This window comes from Phytohabitans sp. LZ39 (genome assembly GCF_059359075.1).
This window is the reverse complement of record NZ_JCADBM010000023.1, coordinates 1-25383: the sequence shown is the minus strand read 5'-3', so window position 1 is coordinate 25383 and position 25383 is coordinate 1. Positions and strand designations below refer to the sequence as shown.

Below are 25383 nucleotides of genomic sequence, written 5' to 3'. Positions count from 1 at the left end.
GGCCGTTGCCCGACTGTACGCCACTACCCTGCTCAGGGCTGGGGCGACACTCCGGCCATGGGGCGGCCGCTCCACACTAACCAACGCGCGGCGGCAGTGGTGGACACGGGGTCGTCAGCGGGCGCGTGGATGCGCGGTGGCGTACACCTCGCGCAACCGTTCGACCGTCACCAATGTGTACACCTGGGTGGTCGTCACCGACGCGTGGCCGAGCAGCTCCTGCACGACCCGCACGTCCGCGCCACCGTCCAGCAGATGCGTGGCGTACGAGTGACGGAGCGTGTGTGGCGACACCGCGCGCGGCCCCTCGACCGGCAGCCCGGCGCGGGCGGCGGTGCGGTGCAGGATGGTCCACGCGCTCTGCCGGGAGAGCGGGCCGCCGCGTGCGTTGAGAAACACGCGCGGGGTGCCCCGCCCGGCCGCGGCTAGTTCGATCCGCGCGCCGGCGAGGTATGTGCGCAGCGCGGTGCACGCGTAGCCGCCGACCGGCACCAGCCGCGTGCGTCCGCCCTTGCCGTGCAGCAGCGCGGTCCCCTCGTCCAGGTCGAGGTCGTCGACGGCGGCACCCACCGCCTCGGAGATGCGCGCACCGGTGCCGTAGAGAAACTCGAGGAGCGCGCGGTCGCGTACCTCCAGAGCGCTGGCCTCGCCCGCGGCCGCGAGCAGACGTTCCACATCGGACACATCGAGCGCCTTGGGGAGCCGGCGCGGCGGGACCGGCGGGCGCACGTCGCGGCCGGCGTCGTCGGCGACCAGGCCCTCGCGCACCGCGAAGCGGTGCAGGCCGCGCACCGCGCTCACCGCGCGCGCCACGGACGCCGGCGACAGCGGAGGGGGCCCACCGCGCAGCGCCGCGACGTAGCCGGAAACGTGGGCGGGCGTGACCGATCCCAGGTCGGCCACGCCACCCTCCGCCAACGTGGTCACATAGCGGTCCAGATCCCGCCGGTACGAGGTGAGCGTGTTCGCCGACAGCCCGCGCTCCACCGTCAGGTGGTCGAGGTACGTCCGCACCGCCTTGCCGAGGTCGCTCAGGCCGCTACTCCTTCCGCTCGCGACCGCGGGGCTCGGTCGCTAGCGCTCCCTCACTCCTCGCGCTCACCGATCACCTCCTCCAGCGGCACCGACGCCATGCCGTGCGCCTCGGCGACCGGGCCGTAGGTGACGTGCCCGTCGTGCGTGTTGAGGCCGAGCGCGAGCGCCGGGTCGTGCCGCAGCGCGTCGCGCCAGCCGTGGTTGGCCAGTTCCAGCGCGTAGGGCAGGGTGACGTTGGTCAGCGCGTACGTGCTGGTGTGCGGCACCGCGCCGGGCATGTTGGCGACGCAGTAGAAGACCGAGTCGTGCACCTTGTACACCGGGTCGGCGTGCGTGGTGGGGCGCGAGTCTTCGAAGCAGCCGCCCTGGTCGATGGAGATGTCGACCAGCACGCTGCCCGGCTTCATGCGCGAGACGAGCTCGTTGGAGACGAGCGTCGGTGCCTTGGCGCCGGGCACCAGCACCGCGCCGATTACCAGGTCGGCGTCGAGGACGGCCCGTTCCACCTCGTACGCGTTGGAGGCGACCGTCTGGAGGTGCCCCTGGTAGATCGCGTCGGCCGAGCGGAGCTTGTTGATGTTGCGGTCGAGCAGCAGCACCTCGGCCTGCATGCCGAGCGCGATCGCCGCCGCGTTCATGCCGGAGACGCCGGCGCCGATGACCACGACCTTCGCCGCGTACACGCCGGAGACGCCGCCCATCAGCACGCCGCGCCCGCCGCCCGAGCGCATCAGGTGGTACGCGCCCACCTGCGGCGCGAGCCGCCCTGCGACCTCGGACATCGGCGCGAGCAGCGGGAGCGTCCGGTCGGCCGCCTCCACGGTCTCGTAGGCGATGCCGGTCACCTTGCGGTCCAGGAGCGCGTCGGTGCACTCCTTGGAGGCCGCGAGGTGCAGGTACGTGAACAGCACCTGCCCCGGCCGCATGCGGTGGTGCTCTTCGGCGATCGGCTCCTTGACCTTCAGCACCAGCTCCGCGGTGCCCCACACGTCGTCCGCCGTGGGCAGGATCCGCGCGCCCGCCACGGCGAACTCGTGGTCGGTGATGGAGGACCCGAGGCCGGCGCCGGATTCGACATAGACCTCGTGACCGGCGCGGGAGAACTCGTTGACGCCCGCTGGGGTGATCGCCACGCGGTACTCGTGGTTCTTCACCTCGCGTGGGATTCCGACCTTCACGTTGCCAGTACCTTTCCCCGGGGCGGCGTCCCCCGGGCTACGGCCGCGGCGGCCCCATTGCCGCCGCGATCCAGCGCCGCTGTCACGCTCTGTAGCCTGTCCGCGGCCGCTCACCGCCTCACCACTGCTGGCGGGCGCCGCCGTCGGCGGCAGTCTAGGGCCGGTTGGTTTCCCGGATCAGGCGACATGGTGACAGGCGGTTAATACCCAAGCTGACGGTCTGTCAGGCACCGGCCCTACCCGATCGGACACAATTCTCAGCCTACCGTCTCACAGAGTGGACCCTGCTCCCGACACATTCCGCTGGGATCACTATGGTGGCGGCTCATGACCACTCCTCCGCAATACCCTGAGCAGCCGCAGTACGGGCAGCAGCCGCAGTACGGGCAGCAGCCCCAGTACGGCCAGCCTCAGTACGGCCAGCCGCAGTACTCGCAGCAGCAGGGCGCGTACGGGCAGCCGGGCGTCGTGTACTCGGACAAGAGCAAGCTCGTCGCGGGCCTTCTCGGCATCTTCCTCGGCACCTTCGGCGTGGGCCGCTTCTACACCGGCCACACCGGCCTCGCCGTCGGCCAGCTCCTGGTCGGCGTCCTGACCTGCGGCCTCGGTGGCCTGTGGGGCCTGATCGACGGCATCCTGATCCTGGTCAACGGCGGCACCGACGCCCAGGGACGCGTCCTCCGCGACAGCTGACCACCCGCCTACTGTTCGTAGCCGCCGGCCGTGAGGCCGGCGGCTACGTCGTCTTCCACGACCCGGATTCACCCGGGTCCGGGTCAGCTGGCAAGCAGTGCCCTAACGGTGCACATGGCCGCATGGCTGTGCGCTACGCGCCATTTCTGCGCCGCTCCGCGACCAACGGCGGACGGTTGAGGCCGCGGGAGCCGCGGTCCGGACCCGATGCCACTCACCGTAAGTCGACCATGGTCTGGTCCGCTGCTCCCCCGGCTCACCCTCGCGTTTGGTCGCGGTGACCCGTTCCCCCCCCCGGCGGATGCGCGGCCCGCGCCACAGGTGCGGCGGTGTTTGTCCACAATGTCTGTTGCCGGTCACGCCGCGGGAGATCAAAAACGGCGCCCGTCGCTCTATGTAACCGCCGCCGCCGTGCGAGCGGCGCAGGATTCGAGATCTTGGAGAGTTAGGGCGCTATTTCAGCCCTAACTGTCCTAGATCTCGACCTCTCCGCTGAGCCTGCTGACGCTGCGTCACAGATGGGACCGGCGAGGCCGGCTCACCCTGCGCGGGCCGGAAAATCCCCGCACTGCCGGGGCCCGTCGCCGGTCCAGTCCCCCGTGCCGCCAAGTGTCCAGGTCAGCACCCTGATCAACTCGGGGGTGAGTGGCCAGCTTCGCCGGCCCGGGTGAGCGGCGGCCGAAGGCCGCCGCTCACCCGATGAAGGTTGGTGGCCACCGCACTAGTGGGACAGGACGTGGGCGGCGGCGAGGATGCCGGCGACCGTCGGGCCGTTGGTGATCTCGCCGGCCAGGGCCATCCTTACCGCCTCGGCCAGCGGAAACCTCCGCACCTCCAGCTCCGCCTCTTCGTCATGCCGCTCGTACCCCGAGGTGATGGGGCTCAGGTCGCGGGCCAGGTAAAGGCGGATCCGCTCGTTGGAGCAGCCGGGCGTGGTGTGCAGCTCGAGCAGGTGCTCCAGCCGGCCGGCCACCAGGTCGGTCTCCTCGGCCAGCTCGCGCGCGGCCACGTCGGCCAGCGCCTCACCGGGGATGTCGATCAGGCCGGCCGGGACCTCCCACAGGTGGCTGCGCAGCGCGTGCCGGTACTGGCGGATCAGCACCACCTGCCCGAGGTCGTCGACGGCGACGACGCCGACGGCACCCACGTGTTCCAGGTAGTCGCGGTCGACGACCCGGCCCCCGGGCATCACCACCTCGTCGGTGACCACCCGGAAGACCGGTCCGCGGAAGCGCTCGTGCTGTGCCCGTACCTCGTATGTGTGTGACGCGGTCACGAGGTGGCGGCCGTGGTAGCCGGCTTGGCCTGGGCCGCCGACGAACGCGAGTTGCGGGTGCGGGCCGGCGGCGCCGGCGTGGGGTCGGCGATCTCGACCGGCAGCTGGTCGGCCTGCGAGTACGTCACCGCGGCCTTCACGAACGCGGCGAACAGCGGGTGCGGCCGGGTCGGGCGGCTCTTGAGCTCGGGGTGCGCCTGGGTGGCCACGAAGAACGGGTGGAGTGCCGGGTCGAGCTCGACGAACTCGACCAGCCGCCCGTCCGGCGACGTGCCGGAGATGCGCAGCCCGGCCTTGGTGAGCGCCTCGCGGTACGCGTTGTTGACCTCGTACCGGTGGCGGTGGCGCTCGCTCACCTCGTCGGTGCCGTACGCCTCGCCCACGAGCGAGCCGTCGGCCAGCTGCGCCGGGTAGGCGCCCAGCCGCATCGTGCCGCCCAGGTCGCCCTTGCCGGCGACGATGTCCTCCTGGTCGGCCATGGTGGCGATGACCGGGTGCTTGGCCTTCTCGTCGAACTCCAGCGAGTTGGCCCCGTCGAGCTTGCCCAGGTGGCGCGCCACCTCGATGGTCATGCACTGGAGGCCGAGGCACAGGCCGAGGATCGGGATGCCGTTCTCCCGCGCGTACCGGCTGGCTCCGATCTTGCCCTCGATGCCGCGGACGCCGAAGCCACCGGGGATCACGATGCCGTCGACGCCGGCCAGGGCCGCGGCGGCGCCGGAGGCGCTGACGCACTCGTCGCTCGGCACCCAGCGCAGCAGCACCCGCGCGCGGTGGCCGAACCCGGCGGCGCGGATCGCCTCGCTCACCGAGAGGTAGGCGTCGGGCAGGTCGACGTACTTGCCGACGATCGCCACGGTGATCGTGTGGTGCGGGTGGTGCACGCGCTGGAGCAGGTCGTCCCAGCTGGTCCAGTCGACGTCGCGGAAGGAGAGGTTGAGCCGGCGCACCACGTACGCGTCGAGGCCCTCGCGGTGCAGCACCTTGGGGATGTCGTAGATGCTCGGCGCGTCCGGCGCGGCGATCACCGCCTCGCGGTCGACGTCGCAGTACAGCGAGAGCTTGTGCTTGAGCTTGTCCGGGATCTCGCGGTCGGAGCGGCACACGATCGCGTCCGGCTGGATACCGATGTTGCGCAGCTGGGCGACCGAGTGCTGGGTCGGCTTGGTCTTGAGCTCGCCGGAGGGCGCGAGGTAGGGCACCAGCGACACGTGCAGGTAGAAGCAGTTGTCGCGGCCGATCTCGTGGCGCACCTGGCGGATCGCCTCCAGGAACGGCAGCGACTCGATGTCACCGACCGTGCCGCCCACCTCGGTGATCACCACGTCGGGTGTGCGGCCGTCCTCGTCGGGGGAGGCCATGGCCCGGATGCGGGCCTTGATCTCGTTGGTGATGTGCGGGATGACCTGGACCGTGTCGCCGAGGTACTCGCCGCGCCGCTCCTTGGCGATCACCGCCGAGTAGATCTGGCCGGTGGTGACGTTCGCCTTGCCGGAGAGGTCACGGTCGAGGAAGCGCTCGTAGTGTCCGACGTCGAGGTCGGTCTCCGCGCCGTCGTCGGTAACGAAGACCTCCCCGTGCTGGAACGGGTTCATCGTGCCGGGGTCGACGTTCAGATACGGGTCGAGCTTTTGCATCACGACGCGCAGCCCGCGCGCGGTGAGCAGGTTTCCGAGGCTGGACGCGGTGAGGCCCTTGCCAAGCGAGGAGGCGACCCCCCCGGTGACGAAAATGTGCCTGGTCGTCCGTGCTGAAGGGGCCAACGCCAGCTCCCGTGGGGTAGTCCGTCCGGTCGTGCGGACCAGCGCGTTGATCAAGTGTTGATCGCGCCATCCACGGGATTCCACGGTAACACCTTCGCCGCCAACCGCACGCCGCCGCCCTGCTCGTGTCGCTGATCACTGTCCGTCGTGGGCCCGCCTTCGCCGCCCTCTACGTCGGCGTCGGCCTGACGCTCACCGGTTGCGGGCCCCAGGCCCGCGGAGTGCGGCGCCGCCGGCCGGACGATCTCCGCGGACATCGGAGCCACCGGTGGGTGGGTGCGGTCCGAGGCGTGGTCCAGCACCCGCAGGGACGCCAGCGCTGCCATGGGTACCGTGAGCGCCGCGACCGCGCCGGCGACGTCCAGCCCGGAGCCGCCGAGCACGCCGCCGATCACGGCCGCGGTCGCGATCCCGGCCATCGCCGCGCGGATCGCCGGATATATGCCGAAAAGTCGCTTGAGTCCGCCCCAGGGTCGCAGCAGCGCGAACCACACGAGTACCGCACCGACCAGCGCGAGGACGGTCAGCGGGCTGTCCAGGGCGCCCACGCTCGACGCGGCGGCCCGCTGCACCGCCCGGCCGCCGGTGCCGTCGCCGAGCGCGGCCAGGAAGCGGCCCAACCGGTCTCGCTCGGCGTCCGGCCGGCTCAGGTCGATCAGCGCGAAGCCGGCGGTCACCACCAGGCCGGCGAGCGTCGCCCAGGCCAGCCGGCCGAACGTCAGCCATCCGCCGGTGCTGATCACGGCCGCGATGCCCACGCCGGCGGTGAGCGCGATCGCGCCGACCGCGTCCGCGCCGAGGTACGGGCTGCCCGCCAGCAGCACGCCCGCCCCGCCGACGATGCCGACCACGTACGGGCGCCACGCGCGGCGGACCCGCTGGGCCAGGCACCCGGCCACGAGCAGCGTCCCGGCCACGAACACGCCGAGCCCCACCCGCCCGAGTCCGGCGTACCGGCCGCCGGTCAGCGCCGAGTACCCGGCCACGCCGTTGAGCTGTAGCCGCGCGCCGGTGAGGAGATCGGCCGCGACGACGACGGCGGCGATCGAGGCCACCATGGCGAGCGGGCCGAGCGTCTCCCGGTACGCGGGCGTGAGCCGCACGGCCGCGGTGCCGGCGGCGAGCAGCGCGAGCGTGACCGCGCCGAAGAGCAGGCCGGGGTGGCCGGCCCGCCACCACGGCACCGCGTCGGCGACCAGCGCGGCCGGGATGGCCAGCGCGGACGCGACGAGCAGCACCTCGATCACGTTGACCAACGCCCGCGGCGCGGCCAGCCGCCGTGGCCGGACGGCCCGCCGCACCAACCCGTGAAACCCGAAGCGCGGTGACGTCGACTCGACCGGCGAGGCCGGCATCCGGGCCCGGCGCAGCAGCGGCACGACGGCCACCGCCAGCGCGAACTGCACCCCGGCGAGTACGCCGAAGAACCAGGTGGCGATCCGCCGCTGCGCGCCCGCCTCGCGGTCGGCGTCGGCCGGCTGGGTGACCGCGACGTCGAGCTTTTCCGGGCGGCCGGGGACGCTGCGGGCCGGCTGGCCGGAGAAGACGTTTTCCGGCAGCGCCCGCCCAGTGGCGCTCAGCGCGGTCGGCGCGAGGTCGACGAGCTGGAGGTACCCGTCGCGGCCAGTGCTCGCCGAGGTCAGCCAGCCGCGTTCCCAGCCGGGCCCGTCGGCCACGACGACGTGCAGGCGGCGGGAGTCGTCGGTGTCGGAGAGCCCGGCCACGATCACCAGCGAGTCCGCCGGCCGGGCGGCGAGTACGCGGGCCAGCTGGGCGTCCGCGGCGCGCGCCTCGGCCTGGCGGGCGGCCGGCTCGGCGCCGGCGACGGTGCCGAGGTCGACCATCGTCAGCACGCACTCGTCGAGCAGGTCGCGGGCGTCCTGCGGCAGCTCCGGCTCGTACCTGTCGACGCGCCCGAACGGGCGGGCCGCCGCGACCGCCGCCCCGGTGCCGACCGCGACCGTGCAGCGCACCGCCCCGGCGAGCGCGCCGGGCACGGCACCGTACGGCAGCCGCTCCTGGTTGTGCCGCACGACGTTGCGCTGGTCGGGCAGGAACGCACCGATCCCGTCCGGCCGCTCCACGTCGACCGTCACCTCGGGGCAGGCGACGCCGGGGCTGGGCGGGGCGGCCGGCCCGGCGCTCCACAGCGCGCGGTTACCGGCGCCGAACGTGACCCACCCGTCGAGCGGGCAGGTCGGCTGGTGCGCGGACTGCACCGACAGCGAGCCGATCGAGCCGCGCTCGGCCATCGCCCAGAGCGTGGGCGTGGTCTGCGCGCTCACGTCCTCCCAGCGCAGCCCGGGCACGCCCGCGACGATCACGTAGTCGACGGTCGGGGCGGGGGTCGCCGGAGCGGCCTGGGCGGCGGTGCCGCCGGCGAACGCCAGCACCAGGGGGATGACGGCCACCCACCGCCTCATGACGGATGCGCCGTCTCCGCCGCTACGACCTCGGCGTACACCGCCTGGACGGCCTCGACCGTGTCCGTCTCGTCGGGCCAGGTGTCGGCCTGGGCCGGCCCGCGGCGGGCGTACTCGGCGCGCAGCTCCGGGTCGGCCAGCAGCTCGCGCACGGCCGCGTCGACCGCGTCGACGTCATCCGGCGGCACGAGCCGCGCGGCGTCGCCGACCAGGCCGGGCACGCCGCCGACCGCGGTGGTGACCAGCGGTACACCGGCCCGCAGCGCCTCCTGCGCGAACAGCTGCCGCGCCTCCCAGTCGCTGGTCACGACCGCCAGGTCGGCGCCGGCCAGCAGGTCGGAGACGTCGTTGCGGTGGCCGAGCAGGGTGACCGGCGCCCGCATCTCGGAGATCCGCGCGGCCAGCGGCATGTACGCCGGCCCGCTGCCCGCGATCACCACCACCGGCACCGGGGTCAGCTCGCGCCAGCGGGCGGCGGCGTCGACGAGCACGTCGTACCGCTTCTGCGGGTGCAGCCGCCCCACCGACAGGATCAGCGGCCGGTCACCCGTCACGGCGAACTCGGCCCGCACCGCCGCGCGGCTGCGGTGTGGCGCGGGCAGCACCGGCGCGGCGACCGGGCTCAGCCGGGCGTCCCGGGCGCCGAGCTGCCGCGCCGTGTCGACGAGGTCTTCCGAGGCGCCGAGCGTGATCCGCGCGGCGCGGGCGACGGCACGCGCGGCCAGGCGCGAGGCGGTGCCCCGCAGGCCCTTGGCGATCACCGCGTTGTGCCAGGTCACGACCAGTGGCGGGCGGGGACGGACGAGCGCGGCCACGAAGCCGGCGCGCAGCCCGTGCGCGTGCACCACGTCGACCGCGCCGATCGCCCGGCGCAGGTCGCCCACCGCGCGGGCGTCGGTAACCCGCGGGTTGGGCGGGATCTCGACGGCCTCGAAACGGGCACCGCCTTCGGAGAAGCGGAAGCGCTCGTCGGTCGCCGCCGGACCGCACACGGTGACGGCGGCGCCGCCGGCCACCAGGCCGCGGGCCAGGGACGCGACGTGCTGGCCCACCCCGCCGGTGCTGGACGCGAGGACGAGGGCTACCGCCCCGTCGAAACTCAAGGATCAACTCCCTTCCCCCGTGCGACCCGTCCGAGCCGTCGCGTGATCGTCGTGAGCATGGGGCGCATGTCGCGGCGGTCCAGCGGGTAGGCGACACCGAGGAACACCATGCCCACGACGGCTCCGGACAGCATGCCCTGAAGCACCGCGCCGCTGGCGCCCGGGGTGCCGGTCGCGCGCGTGACCAGCCATCCGGCGAGCGCGGCGAGGCCGCCGGCGACCAGGCCCGCGGCGGCCGCCCGGTCGAGGCCGGCGAGCGCGTGCCGCCCGGCGCCGCGCAGCACCGCCACCACCAGCAGAGCGCCGAGCACCGCCATCCCGATCGAGTTACCGAGGGTGAGCGCGAGCACCCGCTGATCATCGGCGAGTCCGGCCGAGAGCGCCAGCGCGGCGAGCGCCGCGCAGGCCCAGCCGGCGACCGTGGCCAGCGCGGCGGGGCGCGGCTCGCCCCGGGCGTACAGGGCGCGGGTCAGCACCGCGAACATCCCGTAGCCGAGCAGGCCCGGCGCGAACCCGGCGATCCCGTCCGCGGCACCCGGCACGTCGAAGAAGCGCGCCACCGGCCCGGCCACCGCGACCAGCGCGGCCGCACCGGCGCAGCAGAGCAGCAGCACGCCGCGGGCGGTGGGCGCGAGCGTGTCCCGGTAGCGGCCCTGCGCGCCTTCCGCGTGGGCGGCCACCAGCGTCGGGTACGCGGCGGTGGCGAGCGGCACCGCCAGCACCGCCCACGGCAGCAGGTAGATCGTCTGGGCCAGGTTGTACACGACCGGGGTACCCGTCGGCCCGGCCAGCGCCAGCCAGAGCGTGACCAGCAGCGCCACCTGCTGCGCGCCGACCGTCGCCGCACCGGCCAGCGCCAGCCCGCCGACCGTTCGCCGCGCCTCGGCGCCGAAGCGGTACCCCGCGCGCAGCCTCAGCCCCAGCCGCCGCACCGGGATGACCAGGCACAGCGAGAGCACGACGACGCCGAGCGTGGTGCCGACCGAGAGGATCAGCTCGCCGCCGCGCCCCACCTCGGGCAGGTCGGCGCGGCGGCCCTCGACGGCGCCGAAGAGCAGGTACGCGCCGATCACGGTCACGCTGGACAGCAGCGGCGCCAGTACCGGCCAGGCGAAGCGGCGGTGCGCCTGTAACACCCCGGTCAGCACGATCCCGATCCCGTAGAGCGGCAGTTGGGGCGCGAAGACCCGCAGCATCCGCGCGCCCGCGTCCGCGTCCGTGCCGGTCGCGCCGAGCACCGTCATGATCGGTCCGGCCGCGACCGCGACGAGCGCGGCCAGCGGCAGCAGCAACGTCAAGGTCCAGGTCAGCAGCGCCGACGTCGTGGCCGAGACCGTCGCCCGGTCACCCGCCGCCACGCTCCCGGCCAGCAGGGGTACCACGAGGCTGGCCAGCGCACCGCCGGCCACGATCTCGAAGATGATGTTGGGAACGGTGTTCGCGACCACGTAGATGCCGCCGAGCCCGGTGTCGCCCACCACCCACGTGAAGACGCCGGTGCGGGCGAACCCGGCCAGCCGGCTGGCCACGGTGAGCACCGCGATCAGCGCCGCCGCTCCCGCGATCCGCGCCGTTCCGGGCGGAAGCCGCCGCCCGCCACCCTCGTCGCTTCGCTCCTCCGGCGGGCGGTCGCCGGCCCCCGCGACCCCGCCCACCGCGCTCGCTCCGCTCCCTGACGCCGCGGGATACCGGCGCCCGCCACCCTCGTCGCTTCGCTCCTCGGGCCGGCGGTCGCCGGCCCCCGCGGCGGGAGGCACGTCAGGAGCTGCGGCGCCCGAGCGCGTCGAGCTGGCGCAGCACCGGGTGGGCCTCGATGACCTTGGTGAAGCTGACCTTCTCGCTGGCCGCGGTCAGCGCGGCGATGGCGGCGAGCGCGGCGGCCCGCCCGGCCGGCCCGGTGCGCGCCGCGAGCGCCACGCCGAGCAGCGCGCCCAGCGCGTTGGCCCCGCTGTCGCCGAGCATCACGCGCTCGTCGAGGTCGTCGGGGAGCACGCTGGCGGCCACGCCCAGCGGCCCGGCGGCCAGCCCGCCCGCGCGCCCCAGCGACAGCGGCGCGCCGACCAGCCCGCTCACCTTGAGCGCGCGGCCGGGGCGCAGGTCGAAGAGGTTGAGCAGGTTCGCTGCACCCGCGATGACGCCGGCACCCAACAGCAGGTCGGCGGCCCGGCCCGCGCGGGTGACCGGGCGCGGGCGGCCGGGGTCGGCGGCGAGCAGCGCGGAGGCGGCCAGCCCGGCCGCGCCCACCCCGACGATCTTGACGAGCCCGCTGGTCACGCGCCCCTCGCGGAGCGCGGCGAGGTGCCCCGCGAAACCTTTGGCCGCCTTCTGCTCCGGCCGGTTGCCCACGACGTCGTCATAGAAGCCAACGGCTCCGGAGCCCATGCCGGCGGCGAGCGCGGCCGCCGCGGCGGCCGGGCCGGGTGCCGCGACCGCGGCCGACACGGCGGCACCCGCCGCCAGCGCCGGTCCCCCGGCGAGCGAGACGGTGCGGCCGCGGAAGTTGGTGCGGTGCAAGGATTCCTGGGTGCCCAGCGCGCGAAGCACCGCCCGGGCCCCAGCGACCCCGGCGGCGACCGCCAGAAGGCGCCTCACTCCTTGGGCTTCGGCAGCAGGGAGCTGGCGCCCGCGTTGAGGCCGTAGTGGCCGGCCTTGCCGTCGACCAGCTGCTCGGCCACGGCGAGCGCGGTCACCACCCGGCCCTGCGCGGTGTTGCCGTTGTCCACAGTGGAGATGCTCTTGGCGAGCGTGGGGTCGCCCCGCACCGCGCCGATCACGTTGCCGTTGCCGCCCCAGCTGCCCGCGACGATGACCGGCCCCGCCCGGTCGAGCTGGGACACGATCGTCACCACGTTTTCGTCCTTGGGCGCCGAGTCCTTGTCGGTGTGCGGCTGCCCCGCCACCACGACCACGGCCTCGGCCGGCCCGGTGACGGTGTCGTCCTTCACGCTGATGTAGCCCGCCGAGGAGTACGCGGTCAGCAGTGCCTTGAGGTCGGCCGGTGCCACCTGCGGCGCCGGCGCCGGCCGGTCGAGCAGCGCGGTGCCGAGCAGCGCGCTGGCGGTCTCGACGCCCACGCTGTTGGCCGGCAGGCCGGTCAGCGGGATCGTCGGCTGCGAGGCGCGGTCGGCGAGGTCGAGCAGCTCGGGGCTGTTGTCCGGGTTGACGAACTTGTCTTCGATGTCGATCCGCCCGGTGATCGTCGCGCCGGCGATGGTCAACATCTCCGTGACGCCGTCGACGAGGTCGTCACCGCTCGGCGTGGTCACCACCGCGATCCGCCGCCCGGTGAGCTTGCCGGCCAGCATGATCGGCGCGGCCTCCGTGGCGAACTCCTCCTCGCGGTTGGCCTCCTCCTGAAGGCTGCTCACCGTCTCGCGCAGCTGCCGGTTGTCCTTGCGCAGCGCGTTGACGTTGTCGCTGAGCGAGTCGGCCACCGGACCGTTGAGTGCCGCGGTGCCCACCACCAGTCCGATGGCCAGGGCCAGGAAGACCGCGGTCAAGGACACAACGTGGTAGCGGAAATTGATCACGCGTACTGCCGTCCCTCAGAAGAGCTGTCCGAGCTGGAACACCAAATTGTCCCACCACTCCGAAACGACAGCGAGGTAAGCCTTGCCAACCGTGGAGACCGCGACCGCCGACGCCATCGCGGCCACCGCCGACAGCACGAGCAGGAGCAGGGACGATCCGGAGATGCTCTGCCGGTAGAGCCGGCTCACCCCCTTGGCGTCGACGAGCTTGCCGCCCACCTTGAGCCGGGTGAGGAACGTCGAGGCCATCCCGCCGCGGCCCTTGTCGAGAAACTCGACGAGCGTCGCGTGCGTGCCCACCGCGACGAGCAGCGAGGCACCCTTTTCGTCGGCGAGCAGCATCGCCAGGTCTTCGCTGGTCGCCGCCGCCGGGAAGGTGATCGCCGACAGGCCGAGCTGCTCCACCCGGGCCATGCCCGGCGCGCGCCCGTCGGGGTACGCGTGCACGATCACCTCGGCGCCGCAGCGCAGCACGTCGTCGGTGACCGAGTCCATGTCGCCGATGATCAGGTCAGGCGTGTAGCCCGCCTCCACCAGCGCGTCGGCACCGCCGTCGACACCGATGAGCACCGGCTTGAACTCCCGGATGTACGGCCGGAGCACGTCGAGGTCGGCCTTGTAGTCGTAGCCGCGCACGACGATGAGGCAGTGCCGCCCGGAGATGTGTGTCTCGATCTCCGGCACGCCGACACCGTCGAGCAGCAGGTCACGCTCCTGCTTGAGGTACTCCATCGTGTTGGCCGCGAACGCCTCCAGCTGCACCGACAGCCCCTCGCGGGCGTCGGCCATAGACTTCGCGACACTCTCGAGATCTTGCCGCACCCCATGTGCGACCGGCTCACCGTCGACGTAGACCGTGTTGTCGTCGATACGGACGGTGTCGCCCTCGCGCACCTGCTGGAAAATGCCCTCGCCGAGGTCGTCGACCAGCGGGATGCCCGCCTTGACGAGCACCTCGGGCCCAAGATTCGGGTAGCGCCCGGAGACGGACGGCTTCGCGTTGAGCACCGCCGACACCCCGACCGCGACGAGCGAGTCCGCGGCGACCCGGTCGAGGTCGACGTGGTCGATCACGGCGATGTCGCCCGGACGCAGCCGCCCCGCCAGACGCTTGGTCCGGCGGTCGAGGCGCGCGGTGCCGGTTACATTTCCCGGTTCGACGCTCCGGGTCCGGCGCAAGGCTGGTAGACGCATCGTGACCATCGTGGCATGTCCCGGCATGTTTTTCCGGACACGACGCGCATGACCAGGGGGAAGGCGATTTCTATGTGACCGGGCTCACTGTCGATAAACACATTTCCCGGGTCCGCGTCAGCGCCGGACCGCTGCTCCCGCCGGAGACCGCGGAGGGCGGCTCCTCGCTGGCGCTCGTCGAAACCCCGCCCTCCGCTGCCAGGTCCGAGCGACAAGACCGAACCCGCACCGCGTCGCTTTCTGGCCGCGGTGACCCCCGCTGCCTCCGGCGGGGCCTGGGACTCCGGATGCGGCGCCGGGCCTGCGGCCGCCTGCGCGCCAAAGTCGCCGCGTATCTCATGTGGCGCGATATCCGGCTCATGGTCCGGGACGCGTGATGATCGTTAGCCCGGAAACCCGATGACACGCCGTGGGAACTACGGTTTCTGGGCTAACGATCAACGGTGGACGCATCCGTGCGAGCAGGTCGACAGCGTCCCGGTCCCGCGCACCCGGGCCTAGCCCGCACCGACGAAGACCCTGGTCGGTGGCAGTGACCCACGACGGGGCTTCGTTGCTCCGGCGAACCCGACGGCGCTAGCCGCGCTTTTCGCGAGCGGCCACCGCGAGCAGCTCTTCCGCGTGGGCGATGCCCAGGTCGGAGTCGGGGAGACCGGCGAGCATGCGGGCCAGTTCGCGGGCGCGGTCGGTGTCTTCCACCACCCGCACGCCGCTCGTCGTCACCGCTCCCCCGGTGTCCTTGGCGACCACGAGGTGGCGGTCGGCGAACGCCGCGACCTGGGGCAGGTGGGTGACCACGAGCACCTGGTGGCTGCGGGCCAGCCGGGCCAGGCGGCGGCCGATCTCGACGGCGGCCTGGCCGCCCACACCGGCGTCGACCTCGTCGAAGACCAGCGTGGGTGGGCCGCCCGCGCCGGCGAAGACCACCTCGATCGCGAGCATCACGCGGGACAGCTCACCACCCGAGGCGCCGCGCTGGAGGGGCAGCGAGGGGGCGCCCGGGTGGGCCAGCAGGCGCAGCTCCACCTCGTCGGCGCCGTCGGGGCCGATCTCGCGGGGCACGACGGCGACCTCGATGCGGGCGTGTGGCATCGCCAGGCCGCCCAGCTCGACGGTGACCTGCTCGGCGAAGCGCCCGGCCGCCTCCTGCCGGGCCGCGGTCAGCCGGCCGGCCAGCTCCGCCGCCTCGGCGGACAGGCGCTGGCGCTCGCGGTCGAGCTCCTCCAGCAGCTCGTCGGAGGTGTCCAGCTCGGACAGCCGCTCGCGGGCCCGGGAAGCCCAGGCGATCACACCGTCCACATCGTCGGCGTACTTGCGGGTCAGCCCCCGCAGCGCGGCCCGACGCTCGTACAGGGCCTCGAGGCGGGCCGGGTCGGCGTCCAGCGCGTCGAGGTAGGCCGACAGCTCGGCGGAGACGTCGCCGATCAGCGTCGCCGCCTCCTCCAGCCGCACCGCCAGGTCGCCGAGCTTGGCGTCGAGCCCGGCCTGGGCCTCCAGCGTGCGCCGCGCGGTGCCGATCAGGCTCGTCGCGTCGGGTGTCTCGTCGCCGCCCTCGACGCCGGCCGCGATCGACCCGTACGCCAGCGCGGCCGCCGTGCGCAGCCCCTCGGCGTGCTCCAGCCGCTGTGCCTCGGCCTTGAGCTCGTCGTCTTCGCCGGGCTGCGGGTCGACCCGGGTGATCTCGTCGAGGCCGAGCCGCAGCAGGTCGGCCTCCTGGTTGCGCTCGCGCGCGTTGCGCCGGCGGTCGGCGAGGTCGTCTTCGACCGCGCGCCACTGGGTGTAAGCCTCGCGGAACGTCTCCAGCAGCTTTTCGTGCTCCGCCCCCGCGAACCGGTCGAGCGACGCCCGCTGCTCCGCCGGCCGGAGCAGGCGCAGCTGGTCGGACTGGCCGTGCACGGCCACCACCTGCTCGCCCACGTCACCCAGCACCGACACCGGCATGCTGCGGCCGCCCACGTGCGCGCGCGAACGCCCCTCCACGGTGACCGTGCGGCTGAGCAGCACCGTGCCGTCTTCGTCGGGCTCGGCGCCGGCGTCGGCGATGCGCGCGTTGACCGCGGCGGCGGCCTGCTTGGCGAGCCGCAGCCGGCCCTCGACGACCGCCCGCCCGGGGTCGGCGCGCACCCGCCCCGCGTCGGCGCGACCACCGAAGAGCAGACCGAGCCCGGTGACCACCATCGTCTTTCCCGCGCCGGTCTCGCCAGTGATCACATTCATCCCGCCGGTGAGCGGGAGGGTGGTGTCCTCGATGACGCCGAGGCCGGTGATGCGCAGCTCTTCCAGCACGCCACCAGACAGTAGTAGCGCGGTCCGACCCTTGGCCACCCGCCGTGCTCCGATCAAGGCCTTCAAATTCCCAAGCCGCCTCCGGCGGGACGGCTCCGCCCCCAAGAGGGCAGCCCTGTCACCGCCTGGACGGGTAGCCGGGACTCCTTCCGGGAATTCACGCCCAAGAGGGCTGCCTTCTTGGGGCTTGGCGCGCGGAGGTGGCAGCGGAGGCCGGGGATCTCGGCGAGCGCCAGCTCGCCGCCGGCCTCCGCGGTCTCCGGCGGGAGCGGCGGTCGGCCGCTGAAACGGCCCGGGAAAATATCTGTCACATCCTGGTGCGACGGGCTTCGACGGCCAGCACGAGCAGCAGGACGGCGATCAACGCGACCAGCTGTCCACCCGCGACGATCAGGCCCAGCGGGATGGTCGCGAGCGCGAGCACGACGCCGGCCGCGCGATAAGGCACGTTGCCGAGGCCGAGCACCCGGCGGAAGGCGGCGTCACCCGCCAGGTACAGCGCGAGGCCGCCGGCGAGCGCGACCGCCTCGGCGAGCTTGAGCTCCTCGCCGGCGTGCCCGACGACCTTCTTGGTGCCGGCCGCGGCGACCACGACGCCGAGCAGGAGCACGTAGTGCGCGTAGCCGTAGGCGCGCATCGCCACCATCGCGCGGCGGCTCTCCGGCACGGCGGCCAGCGCGTGCTCGGCGGCCTCGTCGCCGTCGCCGAAGTAGACCCACCACATCAGATACGACAGGGTGAGGGCGAGCGCGGCGACGATCACCAGCGGCAGGTCGACGTCGAGCCCCGCCGCGCCGACACCGATGGCGACGACGGACTCGCCGAGCGCGATGATGACCACCAGCCCGTGCCGCTCCACGAAGTGGGACGGCGAGATGGTGAAGCCGCCGATCGGCCGGATGTAGGGCGCGACGACGTCCACCGCGAAGGCTAGCGCCCACAGCGCCCACCGCCACCCGCCGGGCGTGAACCCGCCGACCAGCACGAGGGTGGCGCTGGTGAGGTTGACCGGCGCGAGGCGGAGCATGGCACGCGCCGCGCCCGGACCGCCGGCGAGCACGAAGAGTCCACTGTGGACGGCGTTGACGACGAAGTAGCCCACGCCGAACGCCCACCCCGAGTCGCCGAACGCGTCCGGGATCGCCAGCGAGATGGTGAGGAAGCCGCCCATCCCGACGAGCATGAGCGAGCGGCGCAGGCGGTTGTTGGGGATGACGGCGTTGGTCAGCCAGGCAAACCCGCCGTACATCCACAGGATGATGCCGAGCATCAGCGCGACCCGCGCCGCGCCCGGCCAGTCGAGCTCGTCGGCGAGCAGCCGGGTGAGCTGGGTCAGCGTGAAGACGAAGACGAGGTCGAAGAAGAGCTCCAGCGTGCTGACGCGCACGGCGCTCTCGGCCGCGGACTCCCGCCGGGTATCGGACACGCCGCCCAGCGTAGAACCTCAACGGCGGTTGCCGCGCCACCCTTCCACCGGCAGCTCGAACTTGGCCACCAGCCGATCGGTGAACGGTTCCTGCCGCAAGCGGACGATCCGGACGGGCAGCTCGCCCCGCCGCACCGTCACCCGCGCGCCCGGCGGCAGGTCGAAGACGCGCCGCCCGTCGCAGCAGAGCGCCGCGAACGAGGTGTACGGGTCGACCGTGATCACGAACGTGGACGTGGGCGCGGTCACCAGCGGGCGGCTGAAGAGCGCGTGCGCGCTGATCGGCACCAGCAGCAGCGCCTCCACCTCGGGCCACACGACCGGCCCGCCCGCCGAGAACGCGTACGCCGTCGAGCCGCTCGGGGTCGCGCAGATGACGCCGTCGCACCCGTAGCGGGACAGCGGCCGCCCGTCCACGTCGACGAGCAGCTCGAGCATGTGCGCCCGCTGTCCTTTTTCGACACTCACCTCGTTGAGCGCCCAGGACTCGGCGATCCGCTCACCGTCCACTTCGGCCATAACGTCGAGGGTGAGCCGTTCGTCCACTGTGTACGAACGGGCGACCACGTCGCGCACCGCCTGGTCGAGGTCGCGGATCTCCGCCTCGGCGAGGAAGCCGACCTTGCCGAGGTTGATGCCCAGCAACGGGGCGGCCACCGGGCGGGCCAGCTCGGCCGCGCGCAGGAACGTGCCGTCGCCGCCGAGCGCGAACACGATCTCCACGCCGTCGGCGGCCGCCAACCCGCTGACCGGCTTGACTTCGGGCAGGTCGAGATCGGCGGCCTCCTCGGCCACCACCCGCACCTCGAAGCCGGCCGCGATAAGGTCGGCCGCCACGGTGCGGGCGTGCTCGGTGCTGTCCTGCCGCCCCGTGTGCGTGACGAGCAACGCCGCCCGGTTCATGCCCCCACCACTTCCCGCACGCGTTCTCCGTCAACCTCGGGCGCGTCGCGGCGCAGCCACAGGAAGAACTCCACGTTGCCACTCGGACCGGGCAGCGGGCTCGCCGCCACGCCGGCCACACCGAGCCCCTCGGCGCGCGCGGCCGCCGCCACGTCGAGCACGGCCGCACCACGCAGCGCCGGCTCGCGGACCACGCCGCCGGCACCGACCCGCTCCTTGCCCACCTCGAACTGCGGCTTGACCATCAGCGCGAGGTCCCCCTCCGCCTCGGTGCAGGCGGCCAGGGCGGGCAACACCAAGCGCAGCGAGATGAACGACAGGTCGGCCACGGTCAGCCCCACCTGCCCGCCGATAGCGTCCGGGGTGAGGGTGCGGACGTTGGTGCGCTCGAACACGCGTACCCGCGGATCGTTGCGCAGCGACCAGGCGAGCTGGCCGTAGCCGACGTCGACGGCGACGACCTCGGCGGCCCCGGTGCGCAGCAGCACGTCGGTGAAGCCGCCGGTGGACGCGCCCGCGTCGAGGCACCGCCGCCCCTTGACGGCCAGGCCCTCGAACGCCGCGAGCGCGCCGGCGAGCTTGTGGCCGCCGCGCGACACGTACTCGACGGTGTCGCCAACGACCCGCACCGCGTCGGCGGGGTCGACCATCGCGGCCGCCTTGCGGGCCGGCACGCCACGCACCTGCACCCGCCCGGCCTCCACGAGCTCGGCGGCCTGCTCACGCGAACGGGCCAGCCCCCGGCGGACCAGCTCCGCGTCGAGGCGGGCGCGGCGTGCCATCAGGCCTGGTCGATGGTGGCGAGCGTCTCCTGGAGCGTGGCGTGCGCGGCCTCGTACTCGGCGATCTGGTCGCGAGGCGGCAGGTCGGCCGCGTTTGCCAAAGCCTGGACGACCGCGTCGACGGCGGGGTGCCCCGAGCCGCCACCCTCCACAGTGTCCTCACCCGTCGCCGGGGCCGGTATCTCCACAGTGGCCGGTGGCGTTGGCGCCGAGGGCTTCACGGACGGCGGTGGTGACGGCACCGGCGGGCGGAACGGTCCGGGGGTCGGCTGCATCAGGAGGCCTCACCCGCGGGCGGCGCCGTCTTCTTCGCGGCGGTCTTGCGCGGTGCGGCCGCCTTCTTCGCGGGCGCCGCCTTCGCCGGCGGCGTGGTCGGTGGCACCGCGTCGGCGGCCGGTTCGACGGACGTGGCCTTCTTGGCCACCGCCTTCTTCGCCGCAGCTTTGTTTGCCACGGCCTTCTTCGCCACGGCCTTCTTGACCGGAGCGGTCGCCGTCGCGGGCGGGGCGTCCGCCGCCTTCTTGGCCACCGTCTTTTTCGCGACCGCCTTCTTGGCGATGGCCTTCTTCGCGACCGGCACGGTGGCGGCCGCGACAGTGGCGCCGTCGGTGGCCGGCGCGCCCGCCGGCTCGGCGGTGGCGCGGGCCTGCCGCAGCTCCTCCTCCAGGTCGCGCACGCGCGCCGTCAGGTCGGCGACCTCTTCCGCGGTGGCGAGGCCCACCCGGCCGAGCGTGCGGTCCACCTCGAAGCGGACCAGCTTGGACAGCGCCTCACGGTTGGCCAGGCTGGTGGAGACCAGGTCTTCGGCCAGTGCCTGGAGCTGCGCCGCGGTCACCCCACCCTTGCCGACAAGCTTCTTGGCGACCTTCTGCGCCTTCTTTCGGGACGCCTCGGTGAGCCCCAGGGCAAGCTCGAGGTATGCCCGCCACGCATCCTGCATTACACAATCCTTCCGCCTGCGCCCGATAGTCCAACCCCATACGCTACCGGGCGGTCACGCCACCTCCTGCGGTACCGTGCGGAGGACCTTGTGTGGTGTCGATCGGAGGTTAGCGTGGCCACCGTGCAGGAGTGCCGCGAGGCGCTGGACGATCTCGCCAAGCGCTTGGCGGCCAACGCGGCTGACGCCCGCAAGCGGCTCAACCTCGACCGCACGCTGGCCTGCCGCATCACCGACCTCGGCGTGGCCTTCCACGCGCGCCTTGTCGGCGGCCAGCTCGTCGACATCCAAGACGGCGACGACAAGAGCGCCAAGATCGCACTCACCACCACGAGTGACGACCTGGTCGCGCTCGTGCGCGGCGACCTCGACTTCGCCCGCGCACTCGGCGCCCGCCGCGTCTCGATCAGCGCGAGCCCGTTCGACCTGCTGAAGCTCCGCAAGCTCCTCTAGGTTTCACACCAGCCCACGCTGCTCTGGGTTTCACGCCAGCCCGAGCGCGTGGAGCGCGTCCCGCGCGGCGGGCGTGTCCGGGGTGACCTTGGTGACGTCTCCCCCCGACCAGGCCAGCCCGCACAGCAGCCGCAACGCGTCGATGGCGCTGCCCTGGCCGGCCAGGTGCGCGTCGCCTTCGCGCTGTTCGGTTTCGAGTCGCCAGCCGTCGACCTCGCCCGGCGGCACCGTGGCCGCCCCCGCCGCGTCGAAGAGGCCGGCCAGGTCAGGCGCCACGAACGTCGGTCGCCGCTCCGGCGGCGCCGCCACAAGGTCGGCCGGCCCGCTCACGCCGGTCAACACCAGCAGGCTGTCCATGCCGGCCCGCACCGCGCCCTCGATGTCGGTGTCGAGCCGGTCACCGACGACCAGCGGCCGCACGGCACCCACCCGCCGCGCCGCGGTCGCGAAAAGCCCCGGCTCCGGCTTGCCCACCACGAGATCGGGTTCCCGCCCGAGCGCCGTGCGCAACGCCGCCACCAGCGACCCGTTTCCTGGCAGCGGCCCGCGCGGGCTCGGGAGCGTACGGTCGGTGTTCGTCGCGACCCACTGCGCGCCGCCCCGGATCGCGACGGCGGCCTCGGCCAAGTCGGCCCAGCCCACCTGCGGCCCATACCCCTGCACCACCGCCACCGGCCGGTCCTCGGCCCGCGACACCGGCTCCATGCCCGCGTCGCGCACCTCGGCGCGGAGCGCCTCCGCCCCCACGACCAGGACCTTCGACCCCAGCGGCAGCCGCTGCGCCAGCACAGCCGCCGACGCGCCCGCCGACGTGACCACCTCACCGGCATCAGCTGGTACACCGAGGCCGGCCAGCAGGTCGGCGACCTCGGCCGAGCGGCGCGAGGCGTTGTTCGTCGCGTACGCCAGCCGCACGCCGGCCCGATGCAGCTCGCCGACCGCCTCGACAGCGCCGGCGATGGGCCGGTCGATCAGGTAGATCACGCCGTCGAGGTCGAAGATCACCAGGTCGTACGCGTCGACCAGCCGCTCACTCACGCCCGCGACCCGGTCTCGCCATCCCTGTCGGCCGCGTCACGCTCGCCCACCGCGCGGCTTGCGCCGCGTTCGTGCTCGCCGGTTGGCTCGCGTTCGCCGGCCTCGCCGGTTGGTTCGTCTTCACTGGCCGGACCGCCCGCGGTGACCTCGCCGTCGTCGCCGCCGTCCTCGTCGTCGAAGTCGGCGTCCGGGTCGTCGTCGTAGCCGACCTCGTCGTTTTCACTTGCTTCGACGTCGCCGGCTTCGGCCTCGCTGCGTTCGGTGCCTTCGCTGGCCTCGTCTTCGCTGGCCTCGACCTCGCCGGGTTCGGTGCCTTCGCTGGCCTCGTCGTCTTCGTCTGCCTCGTCGACGAGATCGCCGCGCTCGGTGGCGGTGCCGCGGGCGTCCTCCTCGTCCTCGAAGCCGTCCTCGTCATCGTCGAAGCCATCGTCGTCTTGGTCGTCGTAGTCGGCGTCCGGGTCGTCGTAGTCGGCGTCCTCGTCGTCGTGGCCGTCCTCGTCGTCGTGGCCGTCGGCGTCGGAGTCGCCGCGTGCCTCGGCCTCCGCACCGCCAGCGGCGCTGTCCCCCGCCGCGAAGTCGTCCTCTTCGAGGTCGGTCTTCTCGTCGCCGCTCAGGACCACGCCGTCGAGCTCCAGCAGCCGCTCGGCCGCGTCGGTGGTCGCCTCGGGGTCGGCGTCCGCCGCCCGCGCGAACCACTCCCGCGCCTCCTCGCGCCGCCCGACCGAGAGCAGGGCGTCGGCGTAGGCGTAGCGCAGGCGCCCGGCCCACGGCTCGTCCGCCGCGCCGGCCAGCTCGCGCACCTGGAGCATCGCCACGGCCGCGTCTTTCTGCCCCATGTCACCGCGCGCGCCGGCCGCAACGATAAGCAGCTCGATCGCCTCGGCGGGCCCGAGCCCGGCCTTGTCGGCGGCCCGGTAGATGTCCACCGCCCGCTCCGGCCGCCCCAGCGCCCGCTCGCAGTCGGCCAACACCGCGAGGTGGGTCTGCTTGCCGCTCATCCGGTGGTAGGTGCGCAGCTCCGCGATCGCGGTCTGCCACTCCCCCGCGGCATACGCGGCGAGGCCAACCGCCTCCCGCACCACCGCGATCCGGGACGCGAGCCGCCGTGCCGCGAGCGCGTGCGCCATCGCCTCCTCGGGGTCTTCGTCGATCAGCTGGCCGGCCGCGACGAGGTGACGGGCGACCATCTCGGCCACCGGCCGCGCCAGCGACAGCAGCTCCGCGCGCACCTCACCGTCGAGGTCGGTCGCCTCGATGTCCTCGGGGATGGCGGGCGCCACCGGCCGTCCGCCGCGATCCAGCGCGTCACCGTCGTCCCGGCGGTCGGAACGCGACTCGCCAGCCTCGGCGTCGCCCACCCGCTCCCGGTCATCCCGGTAGCCACCGCGCCCGTCACGGTCGCGGTCGGACCAGCGGTCACCGCCGTCGCGACGCCCCGGGCTGCGGTCTTCGAACGTGCGCCGCGGCGGCCGCCCCTCACCACGCGGACCGCGCCCGCCGTCGCGGTCGCCGTAGCCGCTGCGGTAACCCCGCTGCTCGTAGCCGCCCTCGCGACGCCCACCGCGGTCGCCGCCGTCACGCCGGTATCCACCCTCGCGCGGACCCCGATCGCCATCGCGGTCGCGCCGGTCACCCTGGAAGCCGCGCGGACCCCGGTCGTCCCGGCCGCCGGCGAAGCCGCCACCACGCGGACCGCGATCGCCCTGGCCGCCACGTGGGCCTCGGTCGCCGCGGTCGTCCCGGTCACCCCGCGGACCCCGATCGCCAAACCCGCCGTCGCGCGGACCCCGGTCGCCGCCGAAACCGCCGCCGCGTGGGCCGCGATCGCCGCGATCCCCGCTGAACCCGCGGTCGCGCGAAGCGCTCCGGTCACCGCCGAAACCGCCGTCGCGCGGACCCCGGTCGCCGCGGAAGCCCCCGTCGCGCGGGCCACGGTCGCCGCGGAAGCCCCCGTCGCGCGGGCCACGGTCGCCGCGGAAACCGCCGCCACGCGGGCCACGGTCGCCGCCCTCACGCGGGCCGCGATCGCCGCCGTCACGTGGACCACGATCGCCCGCGAAGCCGCCGCCACGCGGGCCACGGTCGCCGCCCTCACGCGGGCCGCGATCGCCGCCGTCACGTGGACCGCGGTCACCCGCGAAGCCGCCGTCGCGCGGGCCGCGATCGCCGCCGAAGCCGCTGTCGCGGGGGCCGCGGTCGCCCTGGAAGCCTCGTGGGCCTCGGTCGTCACGGCCACCGGCGAAGCCGCCGCCGCGCGGGCCGCGGTCACCGCGGTCACCCGAGAAGCGCGGGCCGCGGTCGTCGCGCCGGCCGGCGAAGCCGCCGCGCTGGCCTTGGTCGCGGGAACCGCCCCGGTCATCGCCATCGCGGCGGTAGCCGCCGCTCACACTCCGGTAGCCACCTTCGCGCGAACCCTGCTGGTCGCGCCGGAAGCCGCCGGGGCGCGCTTCGCGGTCGCCGTAGCCGCCGCGGTATCCGCCGTCGCGGCCACCCTCGCGGGAGTCGCGGTCGCGCTGGCCGCGGGAGTCACCGTCTCGTCCGCGGAAGCCACCGTCACGGCCGCCACCACCGGCTCCGCCGCCCCGGAAGCCGCCGCCATCGCGCGGACCGCCACCGAAGCCGCCCTCGCGCGGGCCCCGCCCGCCGAAGCCGCCCTCGCGACGCCCACCACGATCGTCGCCGTCGCGCCGGTATCCGCCCTCGCGCGGGCCACCACCGGATCCGCTGTCGCGCCCGCCACGGAACTCGCCGTCGCGGCCGCCCTCGCGCGGGCCGCGCCCGCCGCTGGAGAAGCCACCTTCACGCGGGCCCCGCCCGCCGCCGGAGGAGCCGCCCTCGCGTGGGCCGTGCGGACCGCCGCGGAAGCTGCCCCGCGAGCCCTCGCCGTATCCACCGCGCGAGCTGCCCCGGAAGCCGCCCTCACGACGCCCACCACGATCGTCGCCGTCACGGCGGTAGCCGCCTTCGCGATCGCCGTAGCCACGGCCACGGTCACCCGAGTCGCGGTATCCGTCGCGCGGACCGCCCCGGTAGCCGCCATCGCGCGAACCGCGCGCCGGCCGGTCACCGAAGCGACCTCCGCCGCCAGCGTCGCGCCCAGATCCTCGGTCGCGGCCGCCATCTCGATCGCCGGAGCCGCGGTCGCCGCGCTCGCTGCCGCGCCGACCTCGACCCTCGTCGTCGCGGTCGCCGTCGCGCGGTGCGTCGCCTCGCGGTCCCTGGCTCACGGATACATCCTCCCAATACGCAGTGAAGGCCACCCCGGCGGGGTGGCCTTCACTGAAAGAAGTCCGGCGGTGTCCTACTCTCCCACACCCTCCCGGGTGCAGTACCATCGGCGCTGGAAGGCTTAGCTTCCGG

General features: G+C 73.9%; 19 protein-coding genes, 1 rRNA gene and 1 pseudogene. 2 read left to right on the top strand and 19 right to left on the bottom strand.

Annotated features, from left to right (window positions below; genetic code table 11):
• Window positions 1-114: 114 nt before the first annotated feature.
• Complete coding sequence (locus tag AC5L36_RS34600; RefSeq protein WP_441222987.1) at window positions 115-1035, bottom strand: site-specific tyrosine recombinase XerD; 921 nt, start codon at window positions 1033-1035, stop codon at window positions 115-117.
• Window positions 1036-1085: 50 nt separating this feature from the next.
• A complete protein-coding gene (ald, locus tag AC5L36_RS34595) occupies window positions 1086-2213 on the bottom strand; it encodes an alanine dehydrogenase (RefSeq protein ID WP_441222843.1) in 1128 nt (375 codons plus the stop codon).
• A gap of 327 nt (window positions 2214-2540) precedes the next feature.
• Between ald and AC5L36_RS34590 the strand changes: the two genes are divergently transcribed.
• On the top strand, window positions 2541-2906 hold the full coding sequence (locus tag AC5L36_RS34590) for a TM2 domain-containing protein (protein ID WP_441222842.1): 366 nt from the start codon (window positions 2541-2543) through the stop codon (window positions 2904-2906).
• 721 nt (window positions 2907-3627) lie between these two features.
• Here the strand turns inward: AC5L36_RS34590 and AC5L36_RS34585 are convergent.
• The 14 genes from AC5L36_RS34585 to AC5L36_RS34520 form a co-directional block, all read right to left on the bottom strand.
• Entirely contained in the window at window positions 3628-4182 is a 555-nt protein-coding gene (locus tag AC5L36_RS34585) for an NUDIX domain-containing protein (RefSeq protein WP_441222841.1), read from the bottom strand.
• On the bottom strand, window positions 4179-5945 hold the full coding sequence (pyrG, locus tag AC5L36_RS34580; RefSeq protein WP_441222840.1) for a CTP synthase: 1767 nt from the start codon (window positions 5943-5945) through the stop codon (window positions 4179-4181). Before pyrG ends, AC5L36_RS34585 begins: the two co-directional genes overlap by 4 nt.
• A 50-nt stretch (window positions 5946-5995) precedes the next feature.
• Window positions 5996-8368: a hypothetical protein gene (locus tag AC5L36_RS34575; protein ID WP_441222839.1), complete on the bottom strand. Its 2373-nt coding sequence runs from the start codon at window positions 8366-8368 to the stop codon at window positions 5996-5998.
• On the bottom strand, window positions 8365-9471 hold the full coding sequence (locus AC5L36_RS34570) for a glycosyltransferase family 4 protein (protein WP_441222838.1): 1107 nt from the start codon (window positions 9469-9471) through the stop codon (window positions 8365-8367). The genes AC5L36_RS34575 and AC5L36_RS34570 overlap by 4 nt, the downstream gene beginning before the upstream one ends.
• A complete protein-coding gene (gene murJ, locus AC5L36_RS34565; RefSeq protein WP_441222986.1) occupies window positions 9468-11036 on the bottom strand; it encodes a murein biosynthesis integral membrane protein MurJ in 1569 nt (522 codons plus the stop codon). Before murJ ends, AC5L36_RS34570 begins: the two co-directional genes overlap by 4 nt.
• 193 nt (window positions 11037-11229) lie before the next feature.
• Window positions 11230-12063 carry a hypothetical protein gene (locus tag AC5L36_RS34560; RefSeq protein WP_441222837.1) on the bottom strand — a complete coding sequence of 278 codons (834 nt, stop codon included), beginning with the start codon at window positions 12061-12063 and terminating at the stop codon, window positions 11230-11232.
• On the bottom strand, window positions 12060-13001 hold the full coding sequence (locus tag AC5L36_RS34555; protein WP_441222836.1) for a copper transporter: 942 nt from the start codon (window positions 12999-13001) through the stop codon (window positions 12060-12062). Before AC5L36_RS34555 ends, AC5L36_RS34560 begins: the two co-directional genes overlap by 4 nt.
• Window positions 13002-13016: 15 nt before the next feature.
• Window positions 13017-14195 carry a putative cytokinetic ring protein SteA gene (steA, locus tag AC5L36_RS34550; protein ID WP_441222835.1) on the bottom strand — a complete coding sequence of 393 codons (1179 nt, stop codon included), beginning with the start codon at window positions 14193-14195 and terminating at the stop codon, window positions 13017-13019.
• Window positions 14196-14771: 576 nt separating this feature from the next.
• Entirely contained in the window at window positions 14772-16481 is a 1710-nt protein-coding gene (gene recN, locus AC5L36_RS34545) for a DNA repair protein RecN (protein WP_441222834.1), read from the bottom strand.
• Window positions 16482-16788: 307 nt separating this feature from the next.
• The gene (locus AC5L36_RS34540; protein WP_441222833.1) at window positions 16789-17907 is read right to left on the bottom strand and encodes a low temperature requirement protein A; all 1119 of its coding nucleotides are present in this window, start codon (window positions 17905-17907) and stop codon (window positions 16789-16791) included.
• An 18-nt stretch (window positions 17908-17925) separates the two neighbouring features.
• Window positions 17926-18810, bottom strand: coding sequence for an NAD kinase (locus AC5L36_RS34535; RefSeq protein ID WP_441222832.1), 885 nt, complete (start codon window positions 18808-18810; stop codon window positions 17926-17928).
• The gene (locus AC5L36_RS34530; RefSeq protein WP_441222831.1) at window positions 18807-19592 is read right to left on the bottom strand and encodes a TlyA family RNA methyltransferase; all 786 of its coding nucleotides are present in this window, start codon (window positions 19590-19592) and stop codon (window positions 18807-18809) included. The genes AC5L36_RS34535 and AC5L36_RS34530 overlap by 4 nt, the downstream gene beginning before the upstream one ends.
• Complete coding sequence (locus AC5L36_RS34525; protein WP_441222830.1) at window positions 19592-19867, bottom strand: hypothetical protein; 276 nt, start codon at window positions 19865-19867, stop codon at window positions 19592-19594. Before AC5L36_RS34525 ends, AC5L36_RS34530 begins: the two co-directional genes overlap by 1 nt.
• Entirely contained in the window at window positions 19867-20532 is a 666-nt protein-coding gene (locus AC5L36_RS34520) for a phasin family protein (protein ID WP_441222829.1), read from the bottom strand. The genes AC5L36_RS34525 and AC5L36_RS34520 overlap by 1 nt, the downstream gene beginning before the upstream one ends.
• A 114-nt stretch (window positions 20533-20646) precedes the next feature.
• Here AC5L36_RS34520 and AC5L36_RS34515 point away from each other — a divergent pair, with 114 nt between their 5' ends.
• Window positions 20647-20985, top strand: coding sequence for an alkyl sulfatase C-terminal domain-containing protein (locus tag AC5L36_RS34515; RefSeq protein WP_441222828.1), 339 nt, complete (start codon window positions 20647-20649; stop codon window positions 20983-20985).
• A 30-nt stretch (window positions 20986-21015) separates the two neighbouring features.
• Here the strand turns inward: AC5L36_RS34515 and AC5L36_RS34510 are convergent, their stop codons facing one another.
• The 3 genes and pseudogenes from AC5L36_RS34510 to rrf form a co-directional block, all read right to left on the bottom strand.
• Entirely contained in the window at window positions 21016-22023 is a 1008-nt protein-coding gene (locus AC5L36_RS34510; RefSeq protein ID WP_441222827.1) for an HAD-IIA family hydrolase, read from the bottom strand.
• A 374-nt stretch (window positions 22024-22397) separates the two neighbouring features.
• Window positions 22398-23210: pseudogene (locus AC5L36_RS34505) on the bottom strand (tetratricopeptide repeat protein); the annotation flags it as partial.
• A gap of 2101 nt (window positions 23211-25311) precedes the next feature.
• A 5S ribosomal RNA gene (gene rrf, locus AC5L36_RS34500) occupies window positions 25312-25383 on the bottom strand; the annotation flags it as partial.